This window comes from Comamonas sp. JNW (genome assembly GCF_003105075.1).
In the GTDB taxonomy this organism is placed as follows: domain Bacteria; phylum Pseudomonadota; class Gammaproteobacteria; order Burkholderiales; family Burkholderiaceae_C; genus Comamonas; species Comamonas squillarum.
In genome coordinates this window covers 25,872-52,276 of record NZ_QETI01000011.1, presented here as the reverse complement: position 1 = coordinate 52,276, position 26,405 = coordinate 25,872, and the positions used below count along the sequence as shown (strand labels likewise).

The following is a 26,405-nucleotide window of genomic DNA, read 5'->3' as shown; positions in this document are numbered from 1 at the left end:
GCCCATGCCTTACCTGCGTCTTCTTGCCGCCGCGTGCCTCGCGGTCGGCTTCGCCTCCGCCGCACAGGCGCAGATGGAAATCCCCGCCGGCTCTGAAGGGAGCCTGGGCGGAGGCAGCCAGGATCTGGGCTGTGAATCTGTCACGATTGCAGGCACTTACGCCCTGGATGGGGGCAGCTTGCAAAATGCCGGTGCCTTCCTCATTGAAGCGGGTGGCGTGCTCGATGCCCAGGGCAGCATCCAACTGGGTTCTGATTTCCGCAACCAGGGCAGCTTGAACGCCGCAGCCAGCGCCATGGTGTTTGACGGCTCCTGCGCCGCCCCCGGGGCCAGCATCACGGTCACCGGCGTCACCACCGTGGCCAACCTCACCCTCAGCTCCAGCAGTGGCCAGAGCTTTGTGCTGCCCAACGGCGCCAATATCGTGGTCACCGGCAGCCTGGTGCTGCAGGGCCAGCCAGGCCAGCCGCTGCAGATCACCACCGCTGCCGGCCAACCGGCGACCTTCACGCTGGGCCCCGGCGCACAAGTCACCCAGCAAAACGTGAATCTGGTCAATGTCTATGTCGGCCCACCGCCCAGCACCGCGCCCGTCGCCGTGCCAGTCTCCGGCCTGGGCTGGACGGCCAGCCTCGCGCTGCTGCTTTCGCTTCTGTCTTGGGGCGCCTTGCGCTCCGCCCGCATTCGCTCTTTTCTGAGAACCCAGCCATGAACCTCGTCACCTCCTTCTTCCACAGCCGTTGGCTGGCCGGCGGCATCATGGCCCTGGTTGCCAGCGCCGCTTGGTCCGCCGATACCAGCTTCAAGCCGGCGGCGGGCTCGGGCTTTGTCATCAAGGGCCAGGCCAACCAGGATCTGTTCCGGGTGCAGGGAACTGGCGAGACCTATGCCCCGCCGCTGCCTTCCGCGCCGGCCACCGGTACCGAGCAGCTGTGTATGGACCCCGCCACGGGCCGCCTGCTGCGCTGCGCCGACGGCATTGGCACCGGGGCGACGGGCCCTGCTGGCCCCACGGGCCCTCAAGGTGCCGCTGGCCCGGTGGGTGCCACCGGCCCCGCTGGCCCTGCCGGCCCTGCCGGTGAAATTGGCCCTGCAGGCGCAGTGGGTCCCGCAGGCGCCACAGGCCCTGCAGGCCCCACTGGCACGACCGGTGTAGCAGGCCCCGTTGGCCCGGTCGGCCCCACGGGTAACGCAGGCCCCGCCGGCCCAGTCGGTCCCGTGGGTGCGACTGGCGCCACGGGCTCCACAGGCCCTGCAGGCGCGGTTGGCCCACAAGGCCCCACTGGACCACAAGGCATTCCAGGCCCCGTTGGCCTCACCGGTGCGACCGGTCCCCAGGGCCCCATCGGCCCTACCGGTGCAACAGGTGCGCCAGGCTCCATTGCTGCGGTCAATCTGCGCTCCGACACCAAATCAGGTGAACTCTGCCAGGCTTCGGCCTGCTGCGCCGCAAACGAACAAGTGGTGGGTGGCGGCTACGAAGCGGCCAATGCCAAGGGTGGCAATGCGAACTTTGATGTGCGCGTCTCGGCCAGTGCACCAGGCACGCCTGCCAGCTGTGGCGGCACGCAAGGCTGGACGGTACGCGTGCTCAACTCTTTCGTGGGTGATGGCTCCTTGAGCTGCACAGCCTACGCGCTCTGCGCTCCGGTCGCTCCCGCCGTCCCATGACCCTAGCAGCCGCTCCCTGCCCACCAGCCCAGCCCCGTCAGGGTCTGCGCCTGCAGGGCATCACCACCATGCGCCTGCCCTGGCGCCTGGAGGTAGCGGCCGCCTTGCAGCAAGCCCAGCAGTTGCCTGAATCGCTGTGGCGCATGCATTTCAACCAGGGCCGGCATGACGGCGGCTGGCAGGCGCTGGCCTTGCGGGCGTCTGCCCAGGCACCATCGGACATCATGCCGATGGATGCAGACGTGGACGCCTATACCGACTGCGAAGCGCTGCAGGCCTGCCCGGCCATTGCCGAGCTGTTGCGCAGCCTGGACCTGCAGTGCAAATCGGTGCGCCTGATGCGCCTGCAGCCCGACAGCGAGATCATGGAACACACCGACGCGGGCCTGTGTGCCGCCGAGGGCGATGCCCGGCTGCACATCCCCTTGCAAACCGAAGAGAAGGTGTTTTTCCACCTGGGTGGCCAGCGCGTGCCGATGCGCGTGGGCGAATGCTGGTACACCGATGTCTCCCTGCCCCACCGCGTGCGCAACCGCAGCGGCAAGGCGCGCATCCACCTGGTGGCCGATGTGCTGGTCGACGAGCGCCTGGCACAGGCCTTTGCAGCCGGTGACCAGGGCGAGCCTGCCACCGATGACGGCGACCCCTGGCTGGCCTTTGCGCAGTTTCGCCAGGCCGTGTTTGTGCAAGAATCTCTGGCCGATGCGCTGGCCGGCTGCCCGGATCTGGCCAGTCTGAGCGCCCGCAGCATCGCGCTGGGCCAGGCCCAGGGGCTGGTGTTTGATGCCTCCGATGTGGAATCGGCGATGAAGGCCGGGCGCCGCGCCTGGAATGCCCAATGGATGCTCTGACACTCCGGGGCTGGCGGCCCGTTCGGCTGTACTGGGATGGGGCCCAGGTCATGGTGGACTGGGCGCGCCTGGGCGATGCGCCGCTGCGCGCACCGTTCTACCAAGAGAGCCTCAAGCCGCTGCTGGGCACCCCGTTCAACCAGGCGTTTCGCCGCCAGACACCGCTGGAGGTGCTGCTGGCTTGGCACGCGCAGTCGCCGGGCATGGCACCCTGCTTGCTGGTCTTCCATGTCTCGCGCTGCGGCTCCACCCTGTTCCCCCAGGCCCTGGCCGAAAGTGCCCACCACCTGGCGATGTCCGAGCCGCCTCCCGTCGATTTCCTGCTGCGCGAAGCGCTGGTCAACGGCTGGCTCAGCCCCGCGCAAGCCATCGCTGCCTTGCGCGCCTGGATGAGCGCCTGGGCCCAGCGCAGCGACGCGGCCAGCCCGGCACTGCAATCGGCCAGCCTCAAGATCGACGCCTGGAACACCGGCCAGGCCCCGCTGCTGATGCAGGCCTGGCCCGAGGCCTTGCCGGTGTTCCTGACGCGCGAGCCGCTGGCGGTGCTGGTGTCGCAAATGCAGGAACGCGCCTTTTACCTGGTGCCCGGTGCCTTTGGCCCCACATTCGGCCTGCCGGGCCTGAGCCTGCTGGAGCAGGCCACGATGCCGCCCGAGCAGTACTGCGCCCGCATGCTGGGCCGCATTTATGCGGACATGGCACGCGTCGCCGATCCGGCGCAAGCGCTGGTGCTGGACCATGCTCAGCTGCCCGAGGCCATTGAGCAACTGGTTCTGCCACGGCTGTCCTGGCAACCTGATGCAAAAGCCATGCAAGCGCTGCGCGAGCGTTTGTCGCGCCACGGCAAACGGCCGCATGAGCCCTTTGTCCAGGACACAGACAACAAACATGCCAAGGCCAACGCTGCATTGCGCGCGCTGGCCGAGCAATGGATGGCCACCCATTACCAGCAATTGCGGGCCCGGTGCGAAGCCCATGACCGCGCAGAGACTCTCTCCGAGGCCGCTATATGACCATGATTCCAAGACGCCATTTCCTCGCCTCCACCAGCGTGGCCGTCAGCACGACCGGTGGCTGGAGCGCAGCGCAGGCGCTGGCGCCCAGTGCCCCGGCCCGGCAAACCTCCAAGGCCTGGCAACTGCTGGCCGTCGCTCCCCAGTCGCACAAGGTGGCCGATCTGGGATCGGACTACCGCCGAGGCCTGGAGCTGGGCCTGGCCCAGCGGCCTGACGTTGCTGTACAGCTGCACTGGGTGGAAGCCCCACCCACCCCCAACCGCGCCGCCCGCAGCATCACGGCGGCGATCGATCAGCGGCCCCAGCTGCATGGTGTTGTCGGTTGGATGCCGCCCGCCGTCGAAGCCCAGGTCGCTGCCCATGCCCAGCCCCTGGGCCTGCCCCTGTGGGCCAGCGATACCGGCGCCGATCTGCCTGCCTCCGCTGAGCCCGGCCAGCCCCAGGCTGTCGTGCGCCATAGCCTGGATCTGTGCGGCAGCGCCGCGCAGCTGGCGCAGGCCGTCTACCAACAGCTAGGCCCTCGGGCCGTGCTGGCTGTTGGGCAGATGGAAGGGGGCTATGACTTTGTCTATACGTTTGAGCATGCCTACCGGGCGCTGGGGGGGCGGGTGGTTGCTCGCCATGTGGGCGAGTTTGGGCCGCAGAGCGCGGAATTTGACGGCTTGCGCACTGCCGTTTTCAGCCACCGGCCTGATGCCGTTGTGGCCTTGTACTCTGGTCCGCAGTTGGCCCGCTTTGGCCGCTGGTGGCAGGCTCACGCCCAGTCGCAAGGCGCTTGGGGACTGGCTGGCTTGCCTTGGCTGGCGGATGTGCATACCGGCGGCAATGCCGTTACCGCCGGTGCATGGCCCAGCGCTGCACAGGCTCAGCCGGTTTGGAAGCAACGTTTTGAGCGGGTTGGATTGCCTTGGACCGCTGCTGCCCTGATGGGTGCCGAGGCGGGTTACAGCATTGCGGCTGCCCTCGACCAAAGTACGCAAGGCCCTTCTGCTTCTGCGTTGCACGAGGCTTGGATGATGTCGGTGCTGCAGGGCCCGCGCGCGGTTAGTTCGCGCATAACGACCTCAACCAACCACGTATTCAACCGCCCAGCCACCCCGCTTATCAGTGGATGGCTCAATGGCTATCTGCAAACCTAACAACATCAAAGGAACCGACCATGGAACCGTTTATTGGCATGATCACTATGTTCGCCGGTAATTTTGCCCCGCGGGGCTGGGCTTACTGTGCAGGGCAGACACTCGCTATTAGCCAAAATCCAGCCTTGTTCTCCATTTTAGGAACCACCTATGGTGGCAATGGGCAGACCACTTTTCAGCTTCCAAATTTGATGGGTCGGGTGCCGGTAGGCGCCGGTCAAGGACCAGGGCTTCCGTTCGTCACCCTGGGGGAGCAAAGTGGAACCCCAACCATCACGTTGAACCTGCAGCAACTCCCCCAACACAACCACCCCACAATAGCTAGCACTTCAGCAGGTACGCTACAGGCTCCGGCTACGGGCGCATTCCTGGCGCAATCAAACCAGCGAGACGCGCAGTACGTTGAGGCCAGTGGGGTAGGTACAACGGTCCCATTGGGTGGAAGCAGCATCGCTGGTGGGTCACAGCCGATTTCCATCATGCAACCCTATCTGGGCATAAATTTCATCATTGCACTTGAAGGCATCTTCCCATCGCGCAACTGAGAGGGTGTTCTTTCAGCAGCCCGCTCAGCCGGGCCGCTTCTGTTCCAAGCCCAGCGCATCCAGATAAGCCAGCACGGCGCCCAGAGCAACTTCAGGCGCCAAATCTTCGCCCTGAAGATGCAGCTCCGGCTGCAGCGGCCGCTCATACGGGCTGCCGATACCGGTAAAGTCGCGCAGTTCGCCGCGCCGAGCGCGCGCATACAAGCCCTTGGGATCGCGCGCCTCACACACAGCCAAGGGCGTATCGACAAAGACCTCGACAAAAGCTCCTGGCGCAAACAAGGCCCGCGCCTGTGCCCGGTCTGCTGCAAACGGCGAAATCGCAGAGACGATAACGACCAGACCCGCATCGACCATCAGCCGCGCCACATGGGCCATGCGGCGGATGTTTTCTGCCCGCGCCTCGGCGCTGAATCCCAGATCGGCATTGAGCCCCTTGCGCAGGTTGTCACCATCGAGCGCATAGGTATGGCAGCCGCGCTGGTGCAAGGCCCGCTCCAGCGCATGGGCCAGGCTGGTCTTGCCTGAGGCCGATAAGCCGGTAAGCCAAATGCAGCAGGGCGCATGGCCCATCAGCGCGGCGCGCTGCGCCGGCAGCACCGCCTGGCCTGGCGGAAAGATAAAAGCAGCGGGATCGGGTCGGCCGGTCATTCGGCAGGCTCCGTCTTGGCAGGCTCACGGCACATGGTCCAGTACAGCCCATCGCTTGGCAGCTGCACAAAGCCCAGCCGCCCATATAGATGGCGCGCCCGGTTCTGGGGCTCCACACTCAGCGCCATGGGCCGCTGCTGCGCGTCGGCGTGGTTGCACAGCCACCGCAGCAGCACGCTGCCCAGGCCTTGGCTGCGCTGTGCAGCCAGCAGCGAGATATCGACAACCCGCAGTGCATCAGCGCTGTCATCGACGATCAGGCGCCCAACCGGTTGGCCATCCCGCTCAACCAGGTAATGCAGCGCCTGGGGGTAGTAGCTGCGGTAATGCTGACGCTGAAAATCAAACTGCGAATGGCAGAAGGCATCGATGGCCTCGGGTGGCCAGCCGGTGAGCGCCAGCTCATCGCTGCGCACATCGCGGTAAAGAGCACGTGAAAAATCCGCATCTGACGCCAAAGACTGGCGCAGCTGCAAGCTGCCCAGTTGCAGGGCCGCAGGCAGCTCAGAGGGCATGGCTGAATTGGGCTTCGTAGTACACGCCTTGCGCATCGGCGCCGGTGGCGGACACCATGATCGCAAAATCACCCCATTCCGCATGGCGTGCGCGGTAAGTCTGGCTGGGCAGAACCGGGGCCGTCGGGCCCTGAAAATTGAGCCGGTATGCGGCCATGCCGGGGGCGGCTCGGCTTTGCGCCTCAAAAGCGGTCACCAACAGCGGAATCTGCTGCGTCTGCCCGGCAGTGTCCCCCGCCAGAAAGACCAGCGACTGGCCCTGGAGCTGGCTGGCCATCTCCTGCGTCAACACCCGCGTCCATACGGCGTCATCCAGTTGGTAAGTGGTGTCTGGCAAGGTCATACAGGGGCAGCAAACGCAGTCCGTGGTGGCAAGAGCGCCATTCTATCGCCGGGCCTGCAGAACACGCCGTCCATGTGCGACCCGGCAGTCAACTGAGCATCTCGGCTTTCACGACCACCCATAGCCCCAGCAGCACGGCGGCCAGCCCCACCCAGGCCACCCAGGGCTGGTGTTCGCCGACGATCCACACGGCCAGCACAAAGGCCGCCACCGGCTCGATGAGGCTGAGCGCCACGCCGGTGGGCCCCGAGATATGGCGCAGACCCATCGAGAACAATAAATGTGCAATGCCCGAGACAACGGCGCCCAGGTAGACAACAACCAGCACGGCAGACAGGCTCCACTGCGGCATGCCCGCATACAGTGCGGCCACCGGCAGTGCGAGCAGTGCCGCGCCGCTGAACACATAGAAGTTCACCACCTTGGGGGACATATGGCTGACCAGGCGCTTGTTGACCAGCGCATAGCCGGCATAGGACAGACCCGCCAGCAGGCACAGCGCCAAGCCGGGCCAGGAGACCTGGCTGCTGCCGCCCTCGCCCATCACCATGGCCACACCGCCGGCCACGCTGACCAAGGTGCCCAGCCACCACAGCGGCGACAGTGGCGCGCGCAGCACCACGGCCTGCAGCAGGCCCGCCCAGATGGGGCTGCTGCCAATGGCAACGGCTGTGCCCACGCCCACACCGGCCATCTGCAGGCCGGCGTAGAAAAACACGCTGTAGCCGCCAATGCCCAGCGAGGCCCAGAAGAACGACGACAGCCGCAGCCCCGCCTGGCGGGGCCGCAGCACCAGGCTGCCGGTGCTGCCACGCCGCGCCCACAGCAGGCTCAGGCCCAAAAATGCCGCCGCCACCGCCAGCTGCGCAGCCCCCACCCAGAACGGCGACAGCCCCGCAGCCCCCAGGTACTGGGCGGTGCCGCTGGTGCCCCAGAGCACGCCGGCAATGGCGACCAGCGCAATACCTTGCGCAGAGGCGCTGAAAAATGAAGAAGGGGCGGGGGATGCCATGCCGCTGGAAGTCTGTGTCATGCCGCTATGGTGCCGCGACGGGGCCGGGGCAAATGTCGAGAAACGCTTGTGGCTGGGCTGCCAAACGCACCCAGCGCATCATGCGCCGCCGCGTTTGCGCAGGCTGCGGCTGCCCACGCCGCGATCGCGCCGCAGCGCATAGGCCAGCGCGCTGGCCGTGCTGTAGCCGCAGCGCAGCGCCGTGGTCTCCAGCGGCTGGCCGGCGGCCAGGGCCTGGCTGGCCTCGGTCAGGCGCAGGTCGCGCAGCCATTGCTGGGGGGTGCTGCCGGTCAGCTCCTGCCAGCGCACATGAAAGCGCTGGGCGCTCAGGTGTGCCAGCGCCGCCAGTTGGGGGGTGCGCCAGTCGCCGGCCAGATCGGCCCGTACCGCAGCGGTGATGGCCTGCACATCCAGCACGCGGCGCAGCAGCAGCGCGGGCGACTGCTGCACCCAGGCCACATGGGCCTGGGCGACCGTCAAGGCCGAGGCATGGGTGGCCAGCCAGTCGCGCGGCGGGGCGGCAAAGCGGCGCATCTGCGCCCAGTCTGCGCCGTCGGGCACATCCACCACGGCCAGCGCGCTGCCTTTTTGTGCCAGGTAGGCGTGGGTGGCACCCGCCGGTATCACCACGCCGCTGGCGGTATCGACATAGGCGGCCTTGCCATCGACCTCCAGCTCCATGCGGCCGGCCAGTGCATACAAGAGCTGCACATGGTCATGGCTGTGCGCCTGCTGCTCGCCTTCGTAGTGGCGAACAGAGTAGTCAGGAGCCAGCAAGCGGTGGTGGTGGTGGTCGGCCATGGCAGCAGCGGTGCATCAGTGCATAGCGCACAGTGTAGCCAAGCGTGGGCCCTGACCCCTTGTTGCGCCGCTTGCCCCGTTCAGCAGCGCGGATCAGCGTATATTGGCGCATTGTCCGGGCCTGGCCTGGCCCACCCCTTTTTACTGTACGCCTCGTCCGCATGGCCGACACCTCTTCGCCCGCTACCGCCTCCTCCCCCGCCGCCCGCCGCTCCTGGGCGGACACGTTTCGCGTCTATACCGAGCCGGCCAGCCTGCGCATGCTGGCGCTGGGCTTTTCTGCCGGCCTGCCGCTGCTGCTGGTGCTGGGCACCTTGTCGTTCTGGCTGCGCAAGGCCGGCATCGACCGCAGCACCATCGGCTACCTCAGCTGGGTGGGCCTGGCCTATGCCTTCAAATGGGTCTGGTCGCCGCTGGTTGACCGGCTGCCGCTGCCCGGCCTCACGCGCCTGCTGGGGCGCCGGCGCAGCTGGCTGCTGCTGGCCCAGGGCCTGGTAGTTGCCGGCCTGCTGGGCATGGCCTGGGTCGATCCGCAGCTGCACCTCAACCATGTGGTCTGGTGCGCGCTGGCGGTGGCCTTTGGTTCGGCGACGCAGGATATTGCGCTCGATGCCTACCGCATCGAATCGGCCGACGCCGATCGCCAGGCCGCGCTGGCCGCCACCTACCAGACCGGCTACCGCATCGCGATGATCTGGGCCGGCGCCGGCGTGCTGTGGCTGGTGGCCCTGGGCCTGCAAGAGGGCGCGGGCGACTACCAGCGCCAGGCCTGGGGCTTTGCCTATATGGTGATGGCCGCCTCGATGCTGGTGGGCGTGGTCACCGTGCTGCTGTCGCCTGAGCCGGCGGCCAAGCCCATGACCCCCGCCCGCAATGCCGCCCAGTGGCTGCAGGAGGCACTGGTCGCCCCGTTTGCCGACTTCATCGGCCGCTACGGCTGGCATGCAGTGCTGATCCTGGCCTTGATTGCGATCTACCGCATCTCGGACGTGGTGATGGGCATCATGGCCAACCCTTTCTATGTGGACATGGGCTACACCGAGGCCGAGGTCGCCTCGGTCAGCAAGATCTTTGGCGTCATCATGACCCTGGTCGGCGCCTTTATTGGCGGCGTGATCTCGATGCGCATCGGCGTGATGCGGGTCTTGATGCTGGGCGCGGTGCTCTCAGCGGGCAGCAACCTGCTGTTTGCCTGGCTGGCCACGCGCGGCCATGACCTGGCGGGCCTGATTGCCGTGGTCTCGGCCGACAACCTGGCCGGCGGTATTGCGTCGGCCGCCTTTATCGCCTACCTGTCGAGCCTCACCAATGTGAACTACTCGGCCACGCAGTACGCGCTGTTCAGCTCGATGATGATGCTGCTGCCCAAGTGGATCGCCGGGTTCTCGGGCGTGTACGTGGACCATTTTGGCTATGCGCAGTTCTTTGTATCGACGGCGCTCTTGGGGCTGCCGGTGCTGGTGCTGGTCTGGCTGGCCTCGCGCATCAGACCTGTCACTGGGGAGTTTTGAGAACGTTGACGGGAGCTCGGTGCGGTTTACCAAACTTTACGGCAGGGACAATCCGGCGCGACCCCAGCGTGCCACGATGGCCCCCTATAGCAAAATCTGCGGGTTCTCCCGCCCATAACCATGACTGCCATGCATACCCACCAACTGTTGATGATCGAAGATGACGAGCGTCTGGCCAATATGGTGAGCGAGTATCTGGGCCAGTCGGGGCTGCAGGTCAGCCACATGGCCGATGGCGCCAGCGGCCTGTCGGCGCTGCAGGACCCGGCCAGCGGCCAGTCGCCCGACCTGGTCATCCTCGACCTGATGCTGCCCGATCTGGACGGCCTGGAGGTCTGCCGCCGCATCCGCACCTTGAGCGGCCCCGCGGCCCAGGTGCCTATCCTGATGCTCACCGCCAAGGGCGACCCGATGGACCGCGTCATCGGCCTCGAAGTGGGCGCCGATGACTACCTGCCCAAGCCGTTTGAGCCGCGTGAGCTGCTCGCCCGCATCCGCGCCATTCTGCGCCGCCGCGTCGATGGCGGCAGCGCCGCGGCCCCGGCCAGCCAGGTGCTGCGCTTTGGCAGCCTGGAGATCGACCGCGACGCCCGGGCTGTCACCATCAGCGGCAAGCCCGCCGACCTGACCAGCTACCAGTTTGACCTGCTGGTCACCCTGGCCGAGCGCGCCGGCCGCGTGCTCAGCCGCGACCAGATCATGGAAGCGGTGCGCGGCCGCGAGCTCGAAGCCTTTGACCGCTCCATCGACGTGCACATGGGCCGCATCCGCGCCGCCATCGAGGCCGATGCGAAAAACCCGCGCCGTATCCTGACCGTGCGCGGCGTGGGCTATGTGTTTGCCAAACAGCAGGACTGAGACCCGGCGCTAGCGCCCCCTTTGCACGTTTGCACGCATGCATCTCTACAAATACTTCGCCGAGCGGCTTTATCTGCGCATCTGGCTCACCGTGGTGGGCGGCGTGGCCGTGCTGATCCTGGTGATTGGCTGGGCCTGGCAGGCGGCGGCGGAGAAAAACGCCACGCCGCTGCAGCCGCCCGCGCGCGAGCTGCTGATCCGCAGTGCCGATGGCGGAGTGCTGCTGCATGGCGAGGCGGTGCGCCAGCCCGGCGACCCGAGCGAATTGGTGCTCTACCTGATTGAAGACGACCAGGGCCGCACCTACGAGATGGAGCTGCAGCGCCGCTCCGGCCGGGGCGAAGGCCACCGCCCCCCGCCGCCCAACCTGGGCCCCTGGTGGTTCTGGGTCAAGCCGCCGTTTGGCTTTTTCTGGATGCTGGGCCTCATCGGTGTCGTCGTCGTGGTCGGCGTGTTCCCCATCATCCGCCGCCTGATGGGCCGGCTCGAAGCGCTGCGCAAAGGCGTCAAGCAGTTTGGCGATGGCGACCTGTCCGTGCGCGTCGATGTACGCGGCAATGACGAGGTCAGCGACCTGGCCGAGCAGTTCAATGCCGCCGCCGCCCGCATCGAGGCACTGGTGCAGGCGCACAAATCGCTGCTGGCCAACTCCTCGCATGAGCTGCGCAGCCCGCTGACCCGCATCCGCATGGGGGTGGAGCTGATGGGCGAGAAGCCCTCGCCCACCTTCAAGCAGGAGATCCAGCGCAATATCGCCGAGCTCGACCAGCTGGTCGACGAGATCCTGCTGGCCAGCCGCCTGGGCGCGCGCGAGGCCGATGTGGGCACCCCCGAGATGATCGACATCATCGGCCTGTGCGCCGAAGAGTGCGCGCGGGTCGAGGCCGATCTGGAAGTCGCCGACATGCACGGCGATGCGATCGAGGTGCGCGGCATTGCCAAGCTGCTGCGCCGCGCCGTGCGCAACCTGCTGGAAAACGCCCGCCGCTACTCCCAGGGCCCGATCACCCTGTTCCTGGACAAGCAAGGCGCCTATGCCGAGATCCGCGTGGCCGACCGGGGGCCCGGCGTGCCGCCCGACCAGCGCGAGCGCATTTTTGAATCTTTTTACCGCATGCCTGGCGCCAGCGAACGCCATGGCGGTGTGGGCCTGGGCCTGGCCCTGGTGCGCTCGATTGCCGAACGCCACGAAGGCAGCGTGCACTGCGAGGGGCGTGACGGTGGCGGCGCAGTCTTTGTGCTGCGCCTGCCTTTGGCACCGCTGGCACGCACCGCACCTGCACAAGCGCTGCCTCCGCCCAACGTGTGACAGCGGCTCAAGCACGCACCAAAGGGTCTTGCCTAGCGGCTGAGACTCTTTTTTTATTCAAGCGCTTTCAGGGCGACGCCTTCTTAAAACACCACGCCCGAATGCAGCACGATATTGGCGTACGGTGTGCATTCGCCGGTGCGCACCACCGCCACGGCCTGGCGGCTCAGGGTCTTGAACTCTTCATGCGGCACGCATTGCGGCGCGCTCGGCAGGCCATCGGCTTGGCGCTGCTGGTACCAGGCCGGCAGTTGCTGCCCGTCCAGGCACTCCAGGGCCACGGTGGCGGTCTCCACCTGCAGCTCGCTCAAGATGGCCTGCAGCACCTGGTCCAGGCTCGGCACGCCACGGGCCACGGCCAGGTCCACGCGCCGCACGCCGGGGGGCACCGGCAGCCCGGCATCGCCAATCACCAACATATCGCCATGGCCCATGCTGGCGATGATCTGCGACAACTCGATATTCAACAGTGCGGCTCGCTTCATACGGGACTCCAGGGGCTGGCTTCGGTGCGGGTGGCGACCTCGGCATGGAAGGGGATGGAAGGCTGCGCACCGGCGCGCGTCACGCAAATGCCAGCGGCGCGGATGGCCCACTGCGTGGCCTCGTCGAGGCTGGCGCCGGAGGCCAGTTGCACGGTGAGCGCACCCAGGAAGGTGTCGCCGGCGGCCGTGGTATCTACCGCCTGCACCTGGGGCGCGCGGTGCCAATGGGCAGGGGCCTCTGCGGTGCTGGCGCTGCGCGCATCGCAGCAGACGGCGCCCTGGCTGCCCAGGGTCACCACCACCTGGCCGGCGCCCTTGGCCTGCAGCCAGCGCGCGGCGCGGGCGGCGCTCTCGGGGCTGTCGACCGGGCTGCCGCTCAGCTGCGCGGCCTCGGCTTCGTTGACCACCAGCACATCAATCGCAGGCCACCAGGCATCGGGCAGCGGCTGCACCGGCGAGGGGTTGAGCACCGTCTTGCAGCCCACGGCGCGCGCGCTGCGCAAGGCCTGGTCCACTTCTTCCAGCGGCGTCTCGAACTGCAGCACCACATAGGCGGCATCCTGCAGCAGCGGGCGCAGCACCGGCTCGGTCACCTGCAAGCGCAGGTTGGCGCCGGGTACCACCACGATCTGGTTCTGGGCGCTGTCATCGACGCTGATGACGGCCACGCCGGTGGCATCGCGCGCGCTGCGCTGCACATGCTGCACATCGATATGGTCGGCCACGAGGCCAGCGAGCAGCTGGTCGGCATAGGCGTCCTCGCCCACGCAGGACAGCAGGCTGACGGCCGCCCCCTGGCGCGCGCAGCTGACGGCCTGGTTGCCGCCCTTGCCGCCAGGCACCTGGCTGAGCGACTGGCCCAGCATGGTCTCGCCAGCGCGCGGCATATGCGGCACGCGCAGCACCAGGTCCATGTTCAAACTGCCCAGCACCACGATACGCGGGGCCTGGCTCAAGATAGGCACATTCACAGGTTTTCTCCAATCGCAATCGGCACGGCGGCCCGGGCCAGGGACCGGCTGCTCTCGCGGGTCACCAGCGCCGGCACCAGCAGCTGCGTGGCCGCCGCGACAGGCTCAGCGCCGCGGCCCGCCTGGATGCGTTCGAGCAGCCAGGCCAGCGCTTGCTCGGCCATGGCCTGGGTGGGCTGGGCCACCGTGGTCAGCGCCGGCTGGGTGTAGCCCGCCAGCTCGATATCGTCATAGCCCACCACGGCCACATCGCGGGGCACCTGCAGGCCCGCTTCATGTACGGCGCGCAGCGCGCCCATGGCCATCAGGTCGTTGCAGGCAAATATGGCCGTGGGCCGGTCGGCGGCACGGTCGCGCAGCAGGCGCCGCATCGCCACATAGCCACCATTGGCGGTGAAATCGCCATGCACCAGCAAATCGCTGGGCAGGCCCACCAGCTGCAGCGCCTGGCGCCAGCCCTGCACCCGCTGCTCGCTGGACTGCAGGTCCTGCGGGCCGCCCACACAGGCAATGCGCTTGCGGCCCAGCGCCATCAGGTGCTGGGTGGCCAGCATGCCGCCTTGCACATGGTCGGTCTGCACGCAAGGCCGCTCCAGGCCGACAATGGCCCGGTCGATCAGCACCATCGGCAGCGCCGTCTGCGCCAGGTGCTGGGACATCAGCGCATCATCGCTGGTCGAGGCCACGATCAGGCCATCGACCCGCTTTTGCGACAGCACATCCAGGTAGACCTGCTGGCGCCCGGCATGGTTGTCGGTATTGCACAGCAGCAGTGCATAGCCGGCGGCAAAGCAGGCGTCTTCGACGGCGCGCACCAGCTCGGCAAAGTAGGGGTTGGAGTTGTCCGGCACCAGCATGCCGATGGTGTGCGTGGCGTTGATCTTGAGGCTGCGCGCCACGGCGCTGGGCACATAGCCCAGGGTCTGCACGGCTTCGAGCACGCGCTCTTGCGTGGCCGGCAGCACCGCGCGCGTCTTGTTGAGCACATGCGAGACCGTGGTGACGGACACGCCCGCCAGGCGCGCCACATCCTTGATACTGCTCATTGCCACCGTCAGGCCCGGCGTGCGGCACGGCGCTGGCGCACCGTGTCGATGATCACGGCCACGACGATCACGGCGCCGGTGATGATGCGCTTGGCAGGCTCGCTGGCGCCAATCTGGGCCAGGCCCGCTTCCAGCACCGCGATGATCAGCACGCCAAAGAAGGTCGCGATCACCGAGCCGCGCCCACCCATCAGGCTGGTGCCGCCAATCACGACGGCGGCAATCACCTGCAGCTCCATGCCGCTGCCGGCGTTGGGGTCGGCTGCTTCGAGGCGCGCCGACTGCATCAGGCCGGCCAGGCCGGCGAGCAGGCCGGTCAGCGCAAACACCAGGATGCGGATGGGGCGCGGGTCGATACCGGCCAGGCGCATGGCCTCTTCATTGGTGCCGATGCCCACCACATAGCGGCCAAACACGGTGCGGGTCAGCACAATCTGGCCCAGCGCAACCACCACGATGGCGATGACAAAAGCGGACGAGACACCATAGGCGATGGGTGCGGCCAGGCCCGAGATCGCATCACCCACATACTGGGTGCGCGAATCGGTCACCAGGTAGGCCGCGCCCCGCAGTGCTTCGAGCATGCCCAGCGACACGATGAAGGTCGGCAGGCGCCAGACCACCGAGATCGCGCCCAGCACCGCGCCGCACAGCAGGCCGCAGAGCAGGCCCAGCGCGCCTGCGGCCCAGGGGTTGAGGCCCCAGACCAGGATCGCCTGAGCCGCCACTGCCGCCGACAGCGCCAGCACCGAGCCCACCGACAGGTCAATGCCCGCCAGGATCAGCACAAAGGTCATGCCCACAGCCATCACCGCCAGCGCGGGAATCTCGTTGGCGATGGTGACAAAGGTCTCGGCGCTCCAGAAATACTCGCTCAGGAAGCTGAACAGCGCGACCATCGCGGCCAGCACCAGAAACAGGCCCACATAGGTGCCCCAGGCCTGCATGCGGCCCGAAGAGGCCTTGGCAGCCGACGGCGTAGGCGCGCTGGCGCGCGCGGAAAGGGGGGTGGTCATGGCTTGGTCCTCTTGCCTGCTTTTTTATTCGGGGGTTGCAGCCTGGGCTGCGGCGTGGGCCGATGGGGCTTCATCCACATTGCCAAAGGCGGCGGCCAGCAGCTGCTGGTCGCTCCACTGGCCGCGCTCGAACACGGCCACCAGCTCGCCGTCATGCATCACGCCGATGCGGTCGCACATGGCCATCAACTCACGCAGGTCGCTGGAGACCATCAAGACGGCCTTGCCGTCGTCGCACATGCGGTCGATCTCGTGGTAAATATCAGCGCGCGCGCCCACATCGACGCCGCGCGTGGGCTCGTCGAGCAGCAGCACATCGCAGGGCTGGTGCAGCCAGCGGGCAAACACCACCTTTTGCTGGTTGCCGCCGCTCAAGGTGGAGACGGCCTGCTCGGCGCTGCGCGAGCGGATGCGCAGGCGCTCGACAAAATGGCGCGCCACTTCGCTCTCCTGGGCGCGCTGCAACCAGCCGCCGCGCGCTATCTTGTGCATGCCCGCCAACGTGGTGTTGGCGCGGATGGATTGCGACAGCAGCAGGCCTTGCGACTTGCGGTCTTCGGTCACCAGGCCGATGCCGGCGCGGATGGCCTGCACGGGACTGCTCCAGTTGGGCGCCACCGTGTGCGTCGCGGCCGCGCTGCCAGCGGCATGCAGACTGATTTCACCCTGCTCGGCGCGGTCTGCACCAAACAGCAGGCGCACCAGCTCGGTACGGCCCGAGCCGACCAGGCCCGCCAGGCCCATGATTTCGCCCGCATAGAGCGACAGACTCACGCCGCGCACCTGCGCGCCGCGTTGCAAATTTTTCGCAGACAGGCGCAGCGCGCCACGCGTGCGGCGCGGCCGGCCTTCGTTGTCCTGCACCGCATGGCCGACCATGCGCTCGACCAGCTCATGTTCCTGCACGCCCTGCATGGGCCGCACATCGACGAGGCGCCCATCGCGCAGCACGGCCACGCGGTCGGCAATGCGCTGCAGCTCTTCGAGCCGGTGCGACACATAGACCAGGGCCACGCCGCGCGCCTTGAGCAGCGCAATCTGCGTGAACAGGTGCTCGGTCTCCTTGAGTGTGAGCATGGCGGTGGGCTCATCGAGCACCAGCACCCGCGTGCCGTCCTGCAGATTGCGGGCGATCTCCACCATCTGCTGCTGGCCAATGCCAAGCTGCGAGACCGGGGTGTCCGGGTCGATATGCTCCATGCCGATCTTGGCCAGCTGGGTGCGGGCCAGCGCCCGCATCGCGGTATGGTCGAGCCAGCCCATCTTGTGGGGGAGCTGGCCGAGCAGCAGGTTTTCGGCCACCGTCAAGGTGGCCACCAGGCCCAGCTCCTGCATCACCATGCGCACGCCCTGGCGCTCGGCATCGCGGCGCGATGTGGGGGCAAAGGGCTTGCCATCGAGCTGCATCTGGCCCTGCGATGGATCCACCAACCCGCACAGAATCTTGGACAAGGTGCTCTTGCCCGCGCCGTTTTCTCCGGTCAACGCCATCACCTCGCCCGCATGCAGATCCAGGCTCACGCCCTCGAGCACCAAGGTGCCGGAGTAGGCCTTGCCCATCTGCTGCAGACGCACGCGTGGCGTGCCGGCGCCTTGCGCCTCAGTCGTTGCCATGGTGTGCGCCGTTGTTACTTGCTGTCCTTGGTCACCAAGGCCACATCGGTCTTGACCTCAGCGGGCAGCTCGCTCTGCTTTTTCTTCTCGGCCAGGGCCTTGAGCGCGATCTCGATACCGAACACGGCCTGCTTGGCAGCGTACTGGTCAGCAGTGGCCAGCACGCGGCCGTCCTTGAGCATGGGCTTGATGGCGGCGATGTTGTCATAGCCCACCACCTGCACCTTGCCGGTGCGGCCCGAAGCCTTGACCGCCGCGACCACGCCCAGCGCCATGCTGTCGTTGCCGGCCATGATCGCCTTCAGATCGGGGTGCTCGCGCAGCATGCCGGCAGCCACCGTGTTGCCCTTGTCGATTTCCCACTGGCCCGATTGCAGGCTGACCACATTGGCGCCAGCGGCCTTCATCGCATCCTGGAAGCCCAGGGTGCGCTGCTGGGCGTTGAACGTGGTCGAGACGCCTTCAACGATACCGACCTTGTCACCGGCTTGCAGCTGCTTGCCCAGGAAATCGCCCACCAGCTTGGCGCCGGCACGGTTGTCCGGACCGACAAACGGCACGTTCAGGTCCTTGCTCTTGAGCGCATCGGCATCGAGCTTGTTGTCGATGTTGACGATCAGCACGCCCTTGTCTGCTGCATTTTTCAGCACAGACACCAGCGCCTTGGAATCTGCCGGAGCAATCACGATGGCCTGCACGCGCTGGGCCACCATCTGCTCGACCATCTTGATCTGCGCGGCCGTATCGGTCTCGTCCTTGATGCCGTTCGCCACCAGCGTGTACTGGGCGGCATTGGCCTTCTGGTGCGCCTTGGCGCCGTCTTCCATCGTGCGGAAGAACTCGTTGGCCAGCGATTTCATCACCAGCGCCACCTTGGGCTTGTCAGCCGCGACGGCTTGGTGGGAAAAACCAGCCACGGTGGCCAAAGCCAGCGCAGCAGTCAGGGTACGGCGGGTAAAGCGCATGAGATAAGTCTCCGAAGGATTGTTGTGCATCACGCGGCGCTATCCACAGCAGTAGCCGCGAGATGCCGCATGTTTGCATAGGCGCAAACGTTTGCGCCCCGGAGTTTACCCCAAGGTCAAACAATGTTTCACGAGTTGGACATGCGGGCCGGGTGCCTTGGAGCGCCCGGTTTAGCAGCCCCTTTGCCCGGGGCTGCCAGCGGCGTTTCCGCCGCTCAGCCCTGGTGCGGATGGCGCCAGACCATGCCGGCCAGAATCACCATGCCCAGCACCAGCGCGCCGCCCGCTGCCGCCAGGCCATAGGCAAAGCCCTGCTGGGTGCTGGCACTGTGGGCCAGCATCCAGGCGACCATGGGCGGGCCCACGATCTGGCCCAGCCCATAGGCAGCCGTCAGCAGGCCCGGAAAGCTGCTGAGCGCAGTCGGCCAGATGCGGCGCGCCTCTTGCAGTGCAAAAAAGGTCAGCGCAGTAAACGGCAGGCCCAGCAGCAGGCTGCCCAGCGAAAAGCCCAGCGGCGTGGGCCACAGAGCGCTGATCGCAATCGACACCGCCTGGATGCCGTAACCGGCCATCAGGAGCCGGCGCCGGTCCCAACGGGCGGGCAAATGGGTCGAGAGGTAGGCACCCAGCGCCACGCCCCCGCCAAACATGGGCCAGAACAGGTCGGGCCAGATCGAATCGGCCGGCAGTGCGCCGCGCGCAATCACCGGCAGGTAGGTGGCGGTGACGATATAGCCCAGGCCGGCCAGGCTGTAAGCCAAGGTCAGCAGCAGCCGATCCACCGGACCCTCGGGAGCGAGCGCCACAGCGGCTCCCGCCTGCGTGGGGGCTGGCGGCGGCGCCAGCGGCCCGCGCACCACCGTCATCACCATCAGCCACAGCACCAATGCCAGCAGCGCAAACGCCAGCCAGGCGCTCACCGCATGCCAGCCGGCCGCCACCATCGCGCTGGTGGCCAGGCCCGTGAGCGCAATGCCGATGCCCGGGCCGCAAAACAGCAGGCCGCCCATTTGCGGCCGCCCCAGATGCGCCAGCTGCGACATGCACCACAAGGTGATATTGAGAAACACCACCGCACTGGCCACGCCCGAGACAAAACGCAGACTGGCCCAGGCGCCAGGCCAGTTCAGCGCCATCGCCGCCGTCAGCACTGCGGTGATGAACAGCCACCAGTGCACCATGCGCGAGGGGTGCAGGCGCTGCATCAAGCCCGGGGCCACCCAGGGCAGCACCATGCAGACCAGCGAGCCGACAAAGTAGCCCAGGTAGTTGCTCATCGCCAGCCAGCTGCCCTGGGCCAGGTCGATGCTGCCGTCGTGCAGCATCATCGGCATCAAGGGCGTAAAGGCAAAGCGCCCCACGCCCATGGCCGAGGCCAGCGCCAGCATGCCGGCCACCGCCACCCACCAGGGGCGCTGGCCCCAGCGCAGTGAGGGGGCGGAGGTGGAAGAGGAAACCGAGGAGCTGACCGAGGGTGGCATGGTGCGGACCTAGTGCTTATGTATCTTTTTTGGAGATGCTATGTTAAATTAACATCTTCAAAAAAGATAGATGCCGCCGTGTTGGATCTCGCCACCCTCGCCATTTTTCAGCAGGTCATTGCCAGCGGCAGCATCACCCGTGCTGCGCAGCAGCTGGGCCGCGCCCAGTCCAATATCACCACCCGCATCCAGCAGCTGGAGGAGTCGCTGGGCGTCGCGCTTTTTGTACGCGAAGCCCGGCGCATGGTGCTGACACCCGAGGGACGGCAGCTGCAGCGCTATGCCAACCAGCTCTTGACCTTGGCCGAAGAGGCCACGCAAAGCCTGCGCGGCCAGCAGCCCAGCGGGCGGCTGCGCCTGGGCTCGATGGAGAGCACGGCTGCCGCACGCCTGCCGCTGCCGTTGGCCGCTTTCCACCGCAGCCACCCGCAGGTGCAGCTGGAGCTGTCAACGGCCGCCTCGCTGCAGCTGATGGAGCAGGTGCTGGATCACCAGCTCGATGCCGCGCTGGTCGCCTGGCCGCCTCCGGATGTGGATGCGCCGCTGCCGCTCGATCTGGTGCCACTGTACGAAGAATCGCTGCTGCTGCTGCGCCCCGCCCAAACCCTGGAGGGAGAGCTGCCCCGCACCCTGGCCGGTTTCAGCGATGGCTGCACCTACCGCCGCATTGGCGAGCAGTGGATGGCGCAGGCCCATGGCCCGGTTCCCACGCGCGTGCTGCAGCTCTCGTCCTACCACGCGATCATCGCGGCAGTGGCTGCAGGCAGTGCCGTGGCTGTCGTGCCCCAGACCGTGGTCGACCTGCAGCGCAACCCGCTGCCCGTACACAGCCAGCCCTTGGGCACCTGCACCACGATGTTTGTCACACGCCAGGGCTATGCCACGCCGGCGGTGCAGCAATTGCTGGCGGTCCTGCAGACGGCCGCACCTACCCCTTTAACAGCAGCGATGGAGACCGTATGACCCGCGATGTGATGCAAGAACTGGACCTGCAGCTGCCTGTGGTGCAAGGCCCGATGACCGGCTCGGACAGCCCGGCGCTGGCCGCTGCCGTCAGCGCCGGCGGCGGCCTGGGCTCGCTGGGCTGCGGCATGCGCTCGCCCCAGGCGATGGCGGAAGCCGCCGCTGCGGTGCGCGCGCAGACCGACCGGCCCTTTGCGATGAATCTGTTTGTGCAGGCCACCCCCGCGCCCGATGCCGCCACCGTGCAGCAGGCCTTGCAGCGCCTGGCCCCGCTGTATGCGCGCTTTGGCGCCGAGCCGGCCGTGCCCGCGCAGTGGTGCGAAGACTTTGCGCAGCAGCTCGATGCGCTCGTCGCCTGCCGCCCGGCGGTCGCCAGCTTTACCTTCGGCATTCTCAGCGCCGCCCAGGTGCAGCGCCTGCAGGCCGCAGGCAGCCAGGTCTGGGGCACGGCCACTACCGTGGCCGAGGCGCTGGCCTGGCAGGCGGTGGGGGCCGATGCGGTCATCGCCAGTGGCAGCGAAGCCGGCGGCCACCGGGGTACCTTTTTGGCAGACTATGCCTCGTCGATGGTCTCCACCCTGCCACTGGTGCGCGACTGCGTGCAGCAGCTGCAGCTGCCGGTGATTGCAGCGGGCGGCATCATGGATGGCGCCGGCATTGCCGCCGCCCAGGCGCTGGGCGCGCAGGCGGTGCAAATGGGCACGGCCTTTCTGGTCTGCCCCGAATCGGCCATCAACGCGGCCTACCGCGCTGCGCTGGCTGCCGCCCAGGCCACCGACACGGTCACCACCCGCACCATCTCGGGCCGGCCGGCACGCGGCATCCGCAATGCGATGATCGATGCGCTCGAAGCCGAGGAGGCCGCCATTCCGCCCTACCCGGTGCAAAACGCACTGACTGGCGCGCTGCGCAAGCTCGCGGGCGCGGCAGGCGATGCGCAGTACCTGTCGCTCTGGGCCGGCCAGGGTGTGGCCCAGGCCCGAGCCCTGCCCGCTGCGCAACTATTGCAGCAGCTCAAGGTGGAGTGGCAGGCAGCGGGCGCACAATAGCAGCCAACGCCCGGCAGCCTGGTCCGGGCCTTGCAAAGACTGCCTACCGTGAACACTGCCGCACCCTCTGCCCAAAGCTCTGCCGTTAGCTCCGTCAGCCCCGCCGCTCGCCCCGTCATCCTGTCCATCCAATCGCATGTGGCCTGGGGCTATGTCGGCAACTCGGCGGCAGTCTTTGCGCTGCAGCGCCTGGGTTTTGAGGTGCTGCAGGTGCATACCGTCTTGTTCAGCAACCACACGGGCTATGGGCAGTTCCGGGGCCAGATCCTGAGCGCCGAACACATCCGCGAAATCCTCGCCGGCCTGCGCGAGCGCGGCGCGCTGCACCAAGTGGGCGCCGTGCTCTCGGGTTACCTGGGCAATGCCGATACCGGCGCGGCCATTCTCGATGCCGTCAATGACATCCGCCAGGCCAACCCGCAGCTGCGCTACCTCTGCGACCCGGTGATGGGCGATGTGGGCCGGGGGCTCTTCGTGAACCCGGCCATCCCCGATTTTCTGCGCGACCAGGCCATCCCGTTTGCCAACATCATCACGCCCAACCAGTTCGAGTTCGAGTTGCTGAGCGGCACCAAGCTGACCAGCACCGAAGAGGCCGTCGCCGTCGCGCGCCAGATGCGTGGCCGGGGGCCGGACACCATTGTCATCACCAGCCTGGCCACGCCCGATATCGCTGCCGACCAACTGGGCACCTTGGCCGTCAACGGCCAGGGCGCCTGGCTGGTGACCACGCCGCGCATCAACCTGCACCCGCTGCCCAACGGCATGGGCGATGTGTTTGCCGCCACCTTGCTGGGCCGCCTGATGGATGGCCGCCCCTTGCCGGAGGCGCTGGAGCTGGCGACGGCCACCTTGTATTCGCTGGTCAAGGGCACGCTGGCAGGATCACGCGATCTGCCGCTGGTGGCAGCGCAGGCCCAGCTGATCGAGCCGGCAGCGCGCTTTGCCGCGCGCCAAGTGGCTTGAAGGCCAGGCACCGCATGTCCCATCCCTCCTCCGCTCCCCGCCTTCAGCTGCGCGCCTTTATGTCCAGCGATTTCGAGGCCTACGCCCACTACCATCGCCAGCCTGCCGTCTACCGCTACCTGTATGCCGATGCACCGCAGGACACCGCTGTACTGCAGGCCCAGTTCGCACGTGATGCGCTGCCCCAGCGCCTGGCGCAGGAGGGCGACACCCGGCGCTTTGCCGTGGTGCGCAGCAGCGATGGCTGCCTGCTGGGCGAGACCTTGCTCAAGCTGGCCAGCGCCGCTGCGCGCCAGGCCGAAGTGGGCTATATCTTTGATCCAGCCTATGCTGGCAAAGGCTATGCCACTGAGGCGGTGGCGCTCACATTAGCGCAGGGGTTTGGCGATTTGGGCTTTCACCGTATTTTTGCGCGCCTGGATGCCGCCAACCAGGGCTCGGTAGGCGTGGTCGAGCGCCTGGGCATGCGGCGTGAGGCGCACCTGATCGAGAACGACCAGTTCAACGGCCAGTGGGGTGATGAATACATCTATGCGCTACTGGCGCGCGAGTGGCACCGCCGCCAAAGCTGACGCAGATTCTGCCTGGCAAAGCGCTGGGTTCAGCGTCTGGGGTGCAAGGCCAGCAGTGCGCGCTCACGCCCAATCAGCGCGCCCAGCACCAGCACCAGCAGGTAGACATAGAACAGATGCCCGCTGTTATGGGCAAAGAACACCTGGGTCAGGCCAAAGCCCATGTAGCACAGCGGCACCATGATGCCCAGCATGCGCAGGTAGAGGATCTGGCGGTCCATCGGTGCGCCGGGGCACTGGGCCATGCGCTTTTGCGTGGGCCAGAAGATCAGCAGCGGCACGGCATAGAAAGCCAGCAGCAGCGCCACCCCCACCAGGCCGCGCTTGGCAAACATGTCGAGCAGCTCGTTATGGGCATGGTCGTAGGGGAGGACCGAGGCACTGGCCTCGCCTGCTTGCACGCGGCGGGCCTTCTCGGCGATATAACCTTTGAGGCCCCAGCCGGTCAGCGGCTTGTCCAGCCCCATGTGCCAGGCCAGGTGCCAGTGGGCCAGGCGTTGGCCCACCGAGGTCTCTGCCGCATCGCGGTCCTGCACCTCGTAGCTCTGCACCTCGTGCACGGCGGTGTGGTAGCGCTGGGCCATCTCGTCGCCTTTGAGCGAGACCAGCCCGCCAATGCCCAGCACGGCGGCCAGCAGGCCCAGGCCCACCGGTTTGCGCAGGCCGCAGCGCCACAGCAGTACCGCGCCAATCAGCAGCACAAAGGGCAGCACGATCCAGCTGCCGCGCGTATCGGACAGGATGACGGCGAGCAAGCCGAACAGGCTGCACACCAAGCCCAAGGCGCGCTGCCAGGCCACCAGTGAGCGCCACAGCAGCAGCACGCCAAAGCAGCAGGCCAGCGCCAGCACCAGCGCAATGCCGCTGAACTGGATCGCATTGGTAAAGCCGTTGGCACGGTGGGCATCGGTCCAGCCCGTCTGGTAGACGGCGACCAGGCCCGCGCCCAGCGCACCGGCCAACATGCCCCAGCCCAGCGGCCGGACCCGGGGCGCACAGGTCTGCAAAAAACCCAGGCCGGTGATGGCCAGCGCATATTTGACGAACTGGTCGCTGCGCGAGCGCAGGTGCCAGTCATCAAAGCTCATGGTCCACAGCACGGCCATGGCGGCCAGCATCAGCGCCCAGGCGATCGCGCGGCGGTCCCAGCGGCGGCCCCACCACTGGCGCACAAATACGAGGCTGGCCAGCGCCAGCACGGCAGCGCCAAAGGAGTAGCCCGAGGGCAAGGTCAGCGCCACACCGGGCACCAAAAAAGCCGCCAGCTGGCTGGCCCGCATCGCGGGCGTGGGTGCAGCGGACCCCGCCGCAGCCAGGCTCATCGGCGTACGTCTCCGCTCAGATACGGGCGGTCATAGGCCAGGGCCACATAGCGGAAGAAGCTCTCGAGCGCGACAAAGACGCAGTACAAAAAGCCCGCGCCCCCACACAGGATGCCGAAATGGAAGAAGTAAAGACGCACAAACATGGCCACCGACGAGGCCAGACCGCGCAAGATACCGCCGCGCACGCCCTCTTCGGCGCGCTTGGCCGCGCCCAGCATCGCGTACTGGGTGAGTTTTTCCAGGCTGGAATGCACGGTGCTGCGCGAATGGTGCAGCAGCGGCGTGCGCATCAGGTGGCGCGTCACATTGGCGCGGCTCAGCTGCGCCTCTTCGTGCACCACGCCGGTGTATTCGCGCAGCAAACCGCGCCAGAACAGGCGCTCGACCTTGGCGGTGGAGCGCAGGTATTTGAGCTCCTTGCCGAAAGCGACCATGCGCCAGCGCACCATCCAGATCGCCTCCTCGCCCGACTGGACGATGGCTTCCAGCTCCTCGCGGAAAGCAGGAGAGATGGTTTCATCGGCATCGAGGAAGAACACATAGTCTCCCTTGGCGTGGCTGAGCAGCCGGTTGCGCTGCAAGGCAAAGCCCTGCCAGTCCTCGTAGCGAAACACCTGGGCACCGAGGCCGCAGGCAATGGCCGTGGTGCGGTCCACACTGCCACTGTCCACCACCACCACCTGGTCGGCAAACGAGGCGCTGCGCAAGCAGGCCTCGATGTTGTCTTCTTCGTTGAGGGTGAGGATGCCAATGGTCAGCGTCAGCCTGCGCGAAGCTGCAGCGCCGCCCAATGGGGAATCAGTCACTCAATGGCCGCCGTGGAAGGTTTCGCCCGCCTTGAGGCGATACACCGTACCGCAGTAGGGGCACTTGGCCTCACCGCTGTGGCCCACGTCCAGAAAGACGCGGGGGTGGCCACTCCACAATTTCATATCTGCCTTGGGGTTGGGGCAAAACACGCCGCCTTGGGCGTTCAGGTCTTTGGCCAGCAACTCAACAACTGCCTGCGTCATGGTTTTCAACTTTCCTGCGCCAGCCCTGCACCCCTGGGGCGGACTGGCTATCGATGATTCTGTGGGCACGGGCAAATGGTGGGGACCAGCCCCCAGGGGCTCCCATGCTGGGCAGTGATTTTACGTGGACGGCGCCCGACTTGGCAGAAGATGCAGACCACGCACCTCAGAATTGCGCGCCAACCCCGCCTAAAAGGCGTGCGCAAGCGCTCGGCAGGTCGCCCTTGTTACAAGTAAGCCTGCCTCAAGGCTGAGGGTTGGCGTGGCTGCCCGCCCCCTGCTGCGTGTCGCTGGGGCGCTGCAGTGTCCATTTTTGCAGTCGTCCGTGCACAAACTCGCAGGTGACGCTGGAGTCCGTGTTGTCGCGCCATACAAACACCTCGGGCTGCTCCAAAGCCTGCGACTGGCGCAGGCCCAGCGAGCGCGTCATGGCAACCACATGGACCAGCGGCACATTGGCTTTGAGCTTGGCATTGAGCATGACGGCGCTGGCCACATAGCCCAAAGGGCGCTCGGACGCGCGCTTCATGATGGTCATCAGACGGGTGAAGTGCAGCATCAGCCACAGCACAATGCCGCCACTGACGGCCAGCACGCCCATCCATTTGTAATTTTGGTAAGCAGCCCCCAGCAGCACCAACAGGCCAATGGGGATCAGTATGTTTCTCCAGTTCATGGCGCTATTGTCCACTGCCTGTGCAGATGCCCTTGTCGCCA

At 66.9% G+C, this 26,405-nt stretch carries 28 protein-coding genes and 1 pseudogene; 13 read left to right on the top strand and 16 right to left on the bottom strand.

All coding sequences use genetic code 11. From position 1 onward, the window contains the following. Positions 1-73 precede the first annotated feature (73 nt). The 6 genes from DCO45_RS15990 to DCO45_RS15965 are packed head-to-tail and all read left to right on the top strand — an operon-like array spanning position 74 to position 5,222. Positions 74-712, top strand: coding sequence for a hypothetical protein (locus DCO45_RS15990; RefSeq protein ID WP_133248177.1), 639 nt, complete (start codon positions 74-76; stop codon positions 710-712). Then, on the top strand, positions 709-1,671 hold the full coding sequence (locus DCO45_RS23375) for a collagen-like protein (protein WP_133248176.1): 963 nt from the start codon (positions 709-711) through the stop codon (positions 1,669-1,671). The genes DCO45_RS15990 and DCO45_RS23375 overlap by 4 nt, the downstream gene beginning before the upstream one ends. Next, positions 1,668-2,522 carry an aspartyl/asparaginyl beta-hydroxylase domain-containing protein gene (locus DCO45_RS15980; protein WP_116926764.1) on the top strand — a complete coding sequence of 285 codons (855 nt, stop codon included), beginning with the start codon at positions 1,668-1,670 and terminating at the stop codon, positions 2,520-2,522. Before DCO45_RS23375 ends, DCO45_RS15980 begins: the two co-directional genes overlap by 4 nt. Beyond that, the gene (locus DCO45_RS15975) at positions 2,510-3,535 is read left to right on the top strand and encodes a sulfotransferase family protein (RefSeq protein WP_133248175.1); all 1,026 of its coding nucleotides are present in this window, start codon (positions 2,510-2,512) and stop codon (positions 3,533-3,535) included. Before DCO45_RS15980 ends, DCO45_RS15975 begins: the two co-directional genes overlap by 13 nt. After that, complete coding sequence (locus tag DCO45_RS15970) at positions 3,532-4,677, top strand: amino acid ABC transporter substrate-binding protein (RefSeq protein ID WP_133248174.1); 1,146 nt, start codon at positions 3,532-3,534, stop codon at positions 4,675-4,677. Before DCO45_RS15975 ends, DCO45_RS15970 begins: the two co-directional genes overlap by 4 nt. Positions 4,678-4,697: 20 nt before the next feature. Then, complete coding sequence (locus DCO45_RS15965; protein WP_116926761.1) at positions 4,698-5,222, top strand: tail fiber protein; 525 nt, start codon at positions 4,698-4,700, stop codon at positions 5,220-5,222. Positions 5,223-5,246: 24 nt separating this feature from the next. Here the strand turns inward: DCO45_RS15965 and cysC are convergent. The 5 genes and pseudogenes from cysC to DCO45_RS15940 form a co-directional block, all read right to left on the bottom strand. Next, positions 5,247-5,825, bottom strand: a pseudogene (cysC, locus tag DCO45_RS15960) (adenylyl-sulfate kinase); the annotation flags it as partial. Positions 5,826-5,869: 44 nt separating this feature from the next. Beyond that, entirely contained in the window at positions 5,870-6,388 is a 519-nt protein-coding gene (locus DCO45_RS15955) for a GNAT family N-acetyltransferase (RefSeq protein ID WP_165841214.1), read from the bottom strand. Beyond that, positions 6,378-6,731, bottom strand: coding sequence for a hypothetical protein (locus tag DCO45_RS15950; RefSeq protein WP_116926758.1), 354 nt, complete (start codon positions 6,729-6,731; stop codon positions 6,378-6,380). The genes DCO45_RS15955 and DCO45_RS15950 overlap by 11 nt, the downstream gene beginning before the upstream one ends. Positions 6,732-6,819: 88 nt before the next feature. Then, the gene (locus DCO45_RS15945; protein WP_243419382.1) at positions 6,820-7,764 is read right to left on the bottom strand and encodes a DMT family transporter; all 945 of its coding nucleotides are present in this window, start codon (positions 7,762-7,764) and stop codon (positions 6,820-6,822) included. 78 nt (positions 7,765-7,842) lie between these two features. Then, on the bottom strand, positions 7,843-8,544 hold the full coding sequence (locus DCO45_RS15940; RefSeq protein WP_116926756.1) for an AraC family transcriptional regulator: 702 nt from the start codon (positions 8,542-8,544) through the stop codon (positions 7,843-7,845). A gap of 161 nt (positions 8,545-8,705) precedes the next feature. Between DCO45_RS15940 and DCO45_RS15935 the strand changes: the two genes are divergently transcribed. The 3 genes from DCO45_RS15935 to DCO45_RS15925 all read left to right on the top strand — a co-directional run bounded on the left by DCO45_RS15935 (position 8,706) and on the right by DCO45_RS15925 (position 12,222). Then, a complete protein-coding gene (locus tag DCO45_RS15935; RefSeq protein ID WP_116926755.1) occupies positions 8,706-10,055 on the top strand; it encodes an MFS transporter in 1,350 nt (449 codons plus the stop codon). Positions 10,056-10,184: 129 nt separating this feature from the next. Then, entirely contained in the window at positions 10,185-10,913 is a 729-nt protein-coding gene (locus tag DCO45_RS15930; protein WP_116926852.1) for a response regulator transcription factor, read from the top strand. A gap of 37 nt (positions 10,914-10,950) precedes the next feature. Continuing rightward, positions 10,951-12,222, top strand: coding sequence for a HAMP domain-containing sensor histidine kinase (locus tag DCO45_RS15925; protein WP_116926754.1), 1,272 nt, complete (start codon positions 10,951-10,953; stop codon positions 12,220-12,222). Between the two features lie 83 nt (positions 12,223-12,305). Here DCO45_RS15925 and rbsD read toward each other — a convergent pair whose 3' ends face one another. The 7 genes from rbsD to DCO45_RS15890 all read right to left on the bottom strand — a co-directional run bounded on the left by rbsD (position 12,306) and on the right by DCO45_RS15890 (position 19,800). Further along, positions 12,306-12,707: a D-ribose pyranase gene (rbsD, locus tag DCO45_RS15920; RefSeq protein ID WP_116926753.1), complete on the bottom strand. Its 402-nt coding sequence runs from the start codon at positions 12,705-12,707 to the stop codon at positions 12,306-12,308. Next, complete coding sequence (gene rbsK / locus DCO45_RS15915; protein WP_260718454.1) at positions 12,704-13,678, bottom strand: ribokinase; 975 nt, start codon at positions 13,676-13,678, stop codon at positions 12,704-12,706. Before rbsK ends, rbsD begins: the two co-directional genes overlap by 4 nt. Then, positions 13,675-14,724: a LacI family DNA-binding transcriptional regulator gene (locus DCO45_RS15910; RefSeq protein WP_116926752.1), complete on the bottom strand. Its 1,050-nt coding sequence runs from the start codon at positions 14,722-14,724 to the stop codon at positions 13,675-13,677. The genes rbsK and DCO45_RS15910 overlap by 4 nt, the downstream gene beginning before the upstream one ends. Positions 14,725-14,732: 8 nt before the next feature. Further along, on the bottom strand, positions 14,733-15,740 hold the full coding sequence (locus tag DCO45_RS15905; protein WP_116926751.1) for an ABC transporter permease: 1,008 nt from the start codon (positions 15,738-15,740) through the stop codon (positions 14,733-14,735). A gap of 24 nt (positions 15,741-15,764) precedes the next feature. Next, a complete protein-coding gene (locus DCO45_RS15900; protein ID WP_116926750.1) occupies positions 15,765-17,354 on the bottom strand; it encodes a sugar ABC transporter ATP-binding protein in 1,590 nt (529 codons plus the stop codon). A gap of 14 nt (positions 17,355-17,368) precedes the next feature. Further along, positions 17,369-18,319: a sugar ABC transporter substrate-binding protein gene (locus tag DCO45_RS15895; RefSeq protein ID WP_116926749.1), complete on the bottom strand. Its 951-nt coding sequence runs from the start codon at positions 18,317-18,319 to the stop codon at positions 17,369-17,371. 215 nt (positions 18,320-18,534) lie between these two features. After that, positions 18,535-19,800 (bottom strand): YbfB/YjiJ family MFS transporter, encoded by a 1,266-nt coding sequence (locus tag DCO45_RS15890; RefSeq protein WP_116926748.1) that lies wholly within the window; start codon positions 19,798-19,800, stop codon positions 18,535-18,537. A 78-nt stretch (positions 19,801-19,878) separates the two neighbouring features. On the opposite strand from DCO45_RS15890, the gene DCO45_RS15885 reads away from it, so the two are divergent. The 4 genes from DCO45_RS15885 to DCO45_RS15870 are packed head-to-tail and all read left to right on the top strand — an operon-like array spanning position 19,879 to position 23,350. Further along, positions 19,879-20,763, top strand: coding sequence for a LysR substrate-binding domain-containing protein (locus tag DCO45_RS15885; protein WP_347707646.1), 885 nt, complete (start codon positions 19,879-19,881; stop codon positions 20,761-20,763). Next, positions 20,760-21,812 carry a nitronate monooxygenase gene (locus tag DCO45_RS15880; RefSeq protein ID WP_116926746.1) on the top strand — a complete coding sequence of 351 codons (1,053 nt, stop codon included), beginning with the start codon at positions 20,760-20,762 and terminating at the stop codon, positions 21,810-21,812. Before DCO45_RS15885 ends, DCO45_RS15880 begins: the two co-directional genes overlap by 4 nt. A gap of 48 nt (positions 21,813-21,860) precedes the next feature. Next, a complete protein-coding gene (gene pdxY / locus DCO45_RS15875) occupies positions 21,861-22,778 on the top strand; it encodes a pyridoxal kinase PdxY (protein ID WP_116926745.1) in 918 nt (305 codons plus the stop codon). Positions 22,779-22,792: 14 nt separating this feature from the next. Next, complete coding sequence (locus DCO45_RS15870) at positions 22,793-23,350, top strand: GNAT family protein (RefSeq protein ID WP_116926744.1); 558 nt, start codon at positions 22,793-22,795, stop codon at positions 23,348-23,350. A 29-nt stretch (positions 23,351-23,379) separates the two neighbouring features. On the opposite strand, the gene DCO45_RS15865 is transcribed toward DCO45_RS15870, so the two are convergent. The 4 genes from DCO45_RS15865 to DCO45_RS15850 all read right to left on the bottom strand — a co-directional run bounded on the left by DCO45_RS15865 (position 23,380) and on the right by DCO45_RS15850 (position 26,364). Continuing rightward, entirely contained in the window at positions 23,380-24,672 is a 1,293-nt protein-coding gene (locus tag DCO45_RS15865) for an O-antigen ligase family protein (RefSeq protein ID WP_243419381.1), read from the bottom strand. Then, complete coding sequence (locus tag DCO45_RS15860) at positions 24,669-25,481, bottom strand: glycosyltransferase family 2 protein (RefSeq protein ID WP_232539476.1); 813 nt, start codon at positions 25,479-25,481, stop codon at positions 24,669-24,671. The genes DCO45_RS15865 and DCO45_RS15860 overlap by 4 nt, the downstream gene beginning before the upstream one ends. Further along, positions 25,482-25,688: a zinc-finger domain-containing protein gene (locus DCO45_RS15855; RefSeq protein ID WP_021028650.1), complete on the bottom strand. Its 207-nt coding sequence runs from the start codon at positions 25,686-25,688 to the stop codon at positions 25,482-25,484. It abuts the gene before it with no gap. Between the two features lie 244 nt (positions 25,689-25,932). Beyond that, positions 25,933-26,364: a glycerate kinase gene (locus DCO45_RS15850; RefSeq protein ID WP_116926741.1), complete on the bottom strand. Its 432-nt coding sequence runs from the start codon at positions 26,362-26,364 to the stop codon at positions 25,933-25,935. Between the last annotated feature and the right edge of the window lie 41 nt (positions 26,365-26,405).

Bases quoted from the DNA above. Each gene is read 5' to 3' on its own strand.
- DCO45_RS15930 (WP_116926852.1), top strand. From the start codon at position 10,185: ATGCATACCCACCAACTGTTGATGATCGAAGATGACGAGCGTCTGGCC.
- DCO45_RS15990 (WP_133248177.1), top strand. From the start codon at position 74: ATGGAAATCCCCGCCGGCTCTGAAGGGAGCCTGGGCGGAGGCAGCCAG.
- DCO45_RS15945 (WP_243419382.1), bottom strand. From the start codon at position 7,764: ATGACACAGACTTCCAGCGGCATGGCATCCCCCGCCCCTTCTTCATTT.
- DCO45_RS15855 (WP_021028650.1), bottom strand. From the start codon at position 25,688: ATGACGCAGGCAGTTGTTGAGTTGCTGGCCAAAGACCTGAACGCCCAA.
- DCO45_RS15895 (WP_116926749.1), bottom strand. From the start codon at position 18,319: ATGCGCTTTACCCGCCGTACCCTGACTGCTGCGCTGGCTTTGGCCACC.
- DCO45_RS15870 (WP_116926744.1), top strand. From the start codon at position 22,793: ATGTCCCATCCCTCCTCCGCTCCCCGCCTTCAGCTGCGCGCCTTTATG.
- DCO45_RS15940 (WP_116926756.1), bottom strand. From the start codon at position 8,544: ATGGCCGACCACCACCACCACCGCTTGCTGGCTCCTGACTACTCTGTT.
- DCO45_RS15925 (WP_116926754.1), top strand. From the start codon at position 10,951: ATGCATCTCTACAAATACTTCGCCGAGCGGCTTTATCTGCGCATCTGG.
- DCO45_RS15975 (WP_133248175.1), top strand. From the start codon at position 2,510: ATGGATGCTCTGACACTCCGGGGCTGGCGGCCCGTTCGGCTGTACTGG.
- DCO45_RS15890 (WP_116926748.1), bottom strand. From the start codon at position 19,800: ATGCCACCCTCGGTCAGCTCCTCGGTTTCCTCTTCCACCTCCGCCCCC.
- DCO45_RS15865 (WP_243419381.1), bottom strand. From the start codon at position 24,672: ATGAGCCTGGCTGCGGCGGGGTCCGCTGCACCCACGCCCGCGATGCGG.
- DCO45_RS15910 (WP_116926752.1), bottom strand. From the start codon at position 14,724: ATGAGCAGTATCAAGGATGTGGCGCGCCTGGCGGGCGTGTCCGTCACC.
- rbsD (WP_116926753.1), bottom strand. From the start codon at position 12,707: ATGAAGCGAGCCGCACTGTTGAATATCGAGTTGTCGCAGATCATCGCC.
- DCO45_RS15905 (WP_116926751.1), bottom strand. From the start codon at position 15,740: ATGACCACCCCCCTTTCCGCGCGCGCCAGCGCGCCTACGCCGTCGGCT.
- DCO45_RS15935 (WP_116926755.1), top strand. From the start codon at position 8,706: ATGGCCGACACCTCTTCGCCCGCTACCGCCTCCTCCCCCGCCGCCCGC.
- DCO45_RS15850 (WP_116926741.1), bottom strand. From the start codon at position 26,364: ATGAACTGGAGAAACATACTGATCCCCATTGGCCTGTTGGTGCTGCTG.
- DCO45_RS15955 (WP_165841214.1), bottom strand. From the start codon at position 6,388: ATGCCCTCTGAGCTGCCTGCGGCCCTGCAACTGGGCAGCTTGCAGCTG.
- DCO45_RS15900 (WP_116926750.1), bottom strand. From the start codon at position 17,354: ATGGCAACGACTGAGGCGCAAGGCGCCGGCACGCCACGCGTGCGTCTG.
- DCO45_RS15970 (WP_133248174.1), top strand. From the start codon at position 3,532: ATGACCATGATTCCAAGACGCCATTTCCTCGCCTCCACCAGCGTGGCC.
- DCO45_RS15950 (WP_116926758.1), bottom strand. From the start codon at position 6,731: ATGACCTTGCCAGACACCACTTACCAACTGGATGACGCCGTATGGACG.
- DCO45_RS23375 (WP_133248176.1), top strand. From the start codon at position 709: ATGAACCTCGTCACCTCCTTCTTCCACAGCCGTTGGCTGGCCGGCGGC.
- DCO45_RS15965 (WP_116926761.1), top strand. From the start codon at position 4,698: ATGGAACCGTTTATTGGCATGATCACTATGTTCGCCGGTAATTTTGCC.
- DCO45_RS15880 (WP_116926746.1), top strand. From the start codon at position 20,760: ATGACCCGCGATGTGATGCAAGAACTGGACCTGCAGCTGCCTGTGGTG.
- DCO45_RS15980 (WP_116926764.1), top strand. From the start codon at position 1,668: ATGACCCTAGCAGCCGCTCCCTGCCCACCAGCCCAGCCCCGTCAGGGT.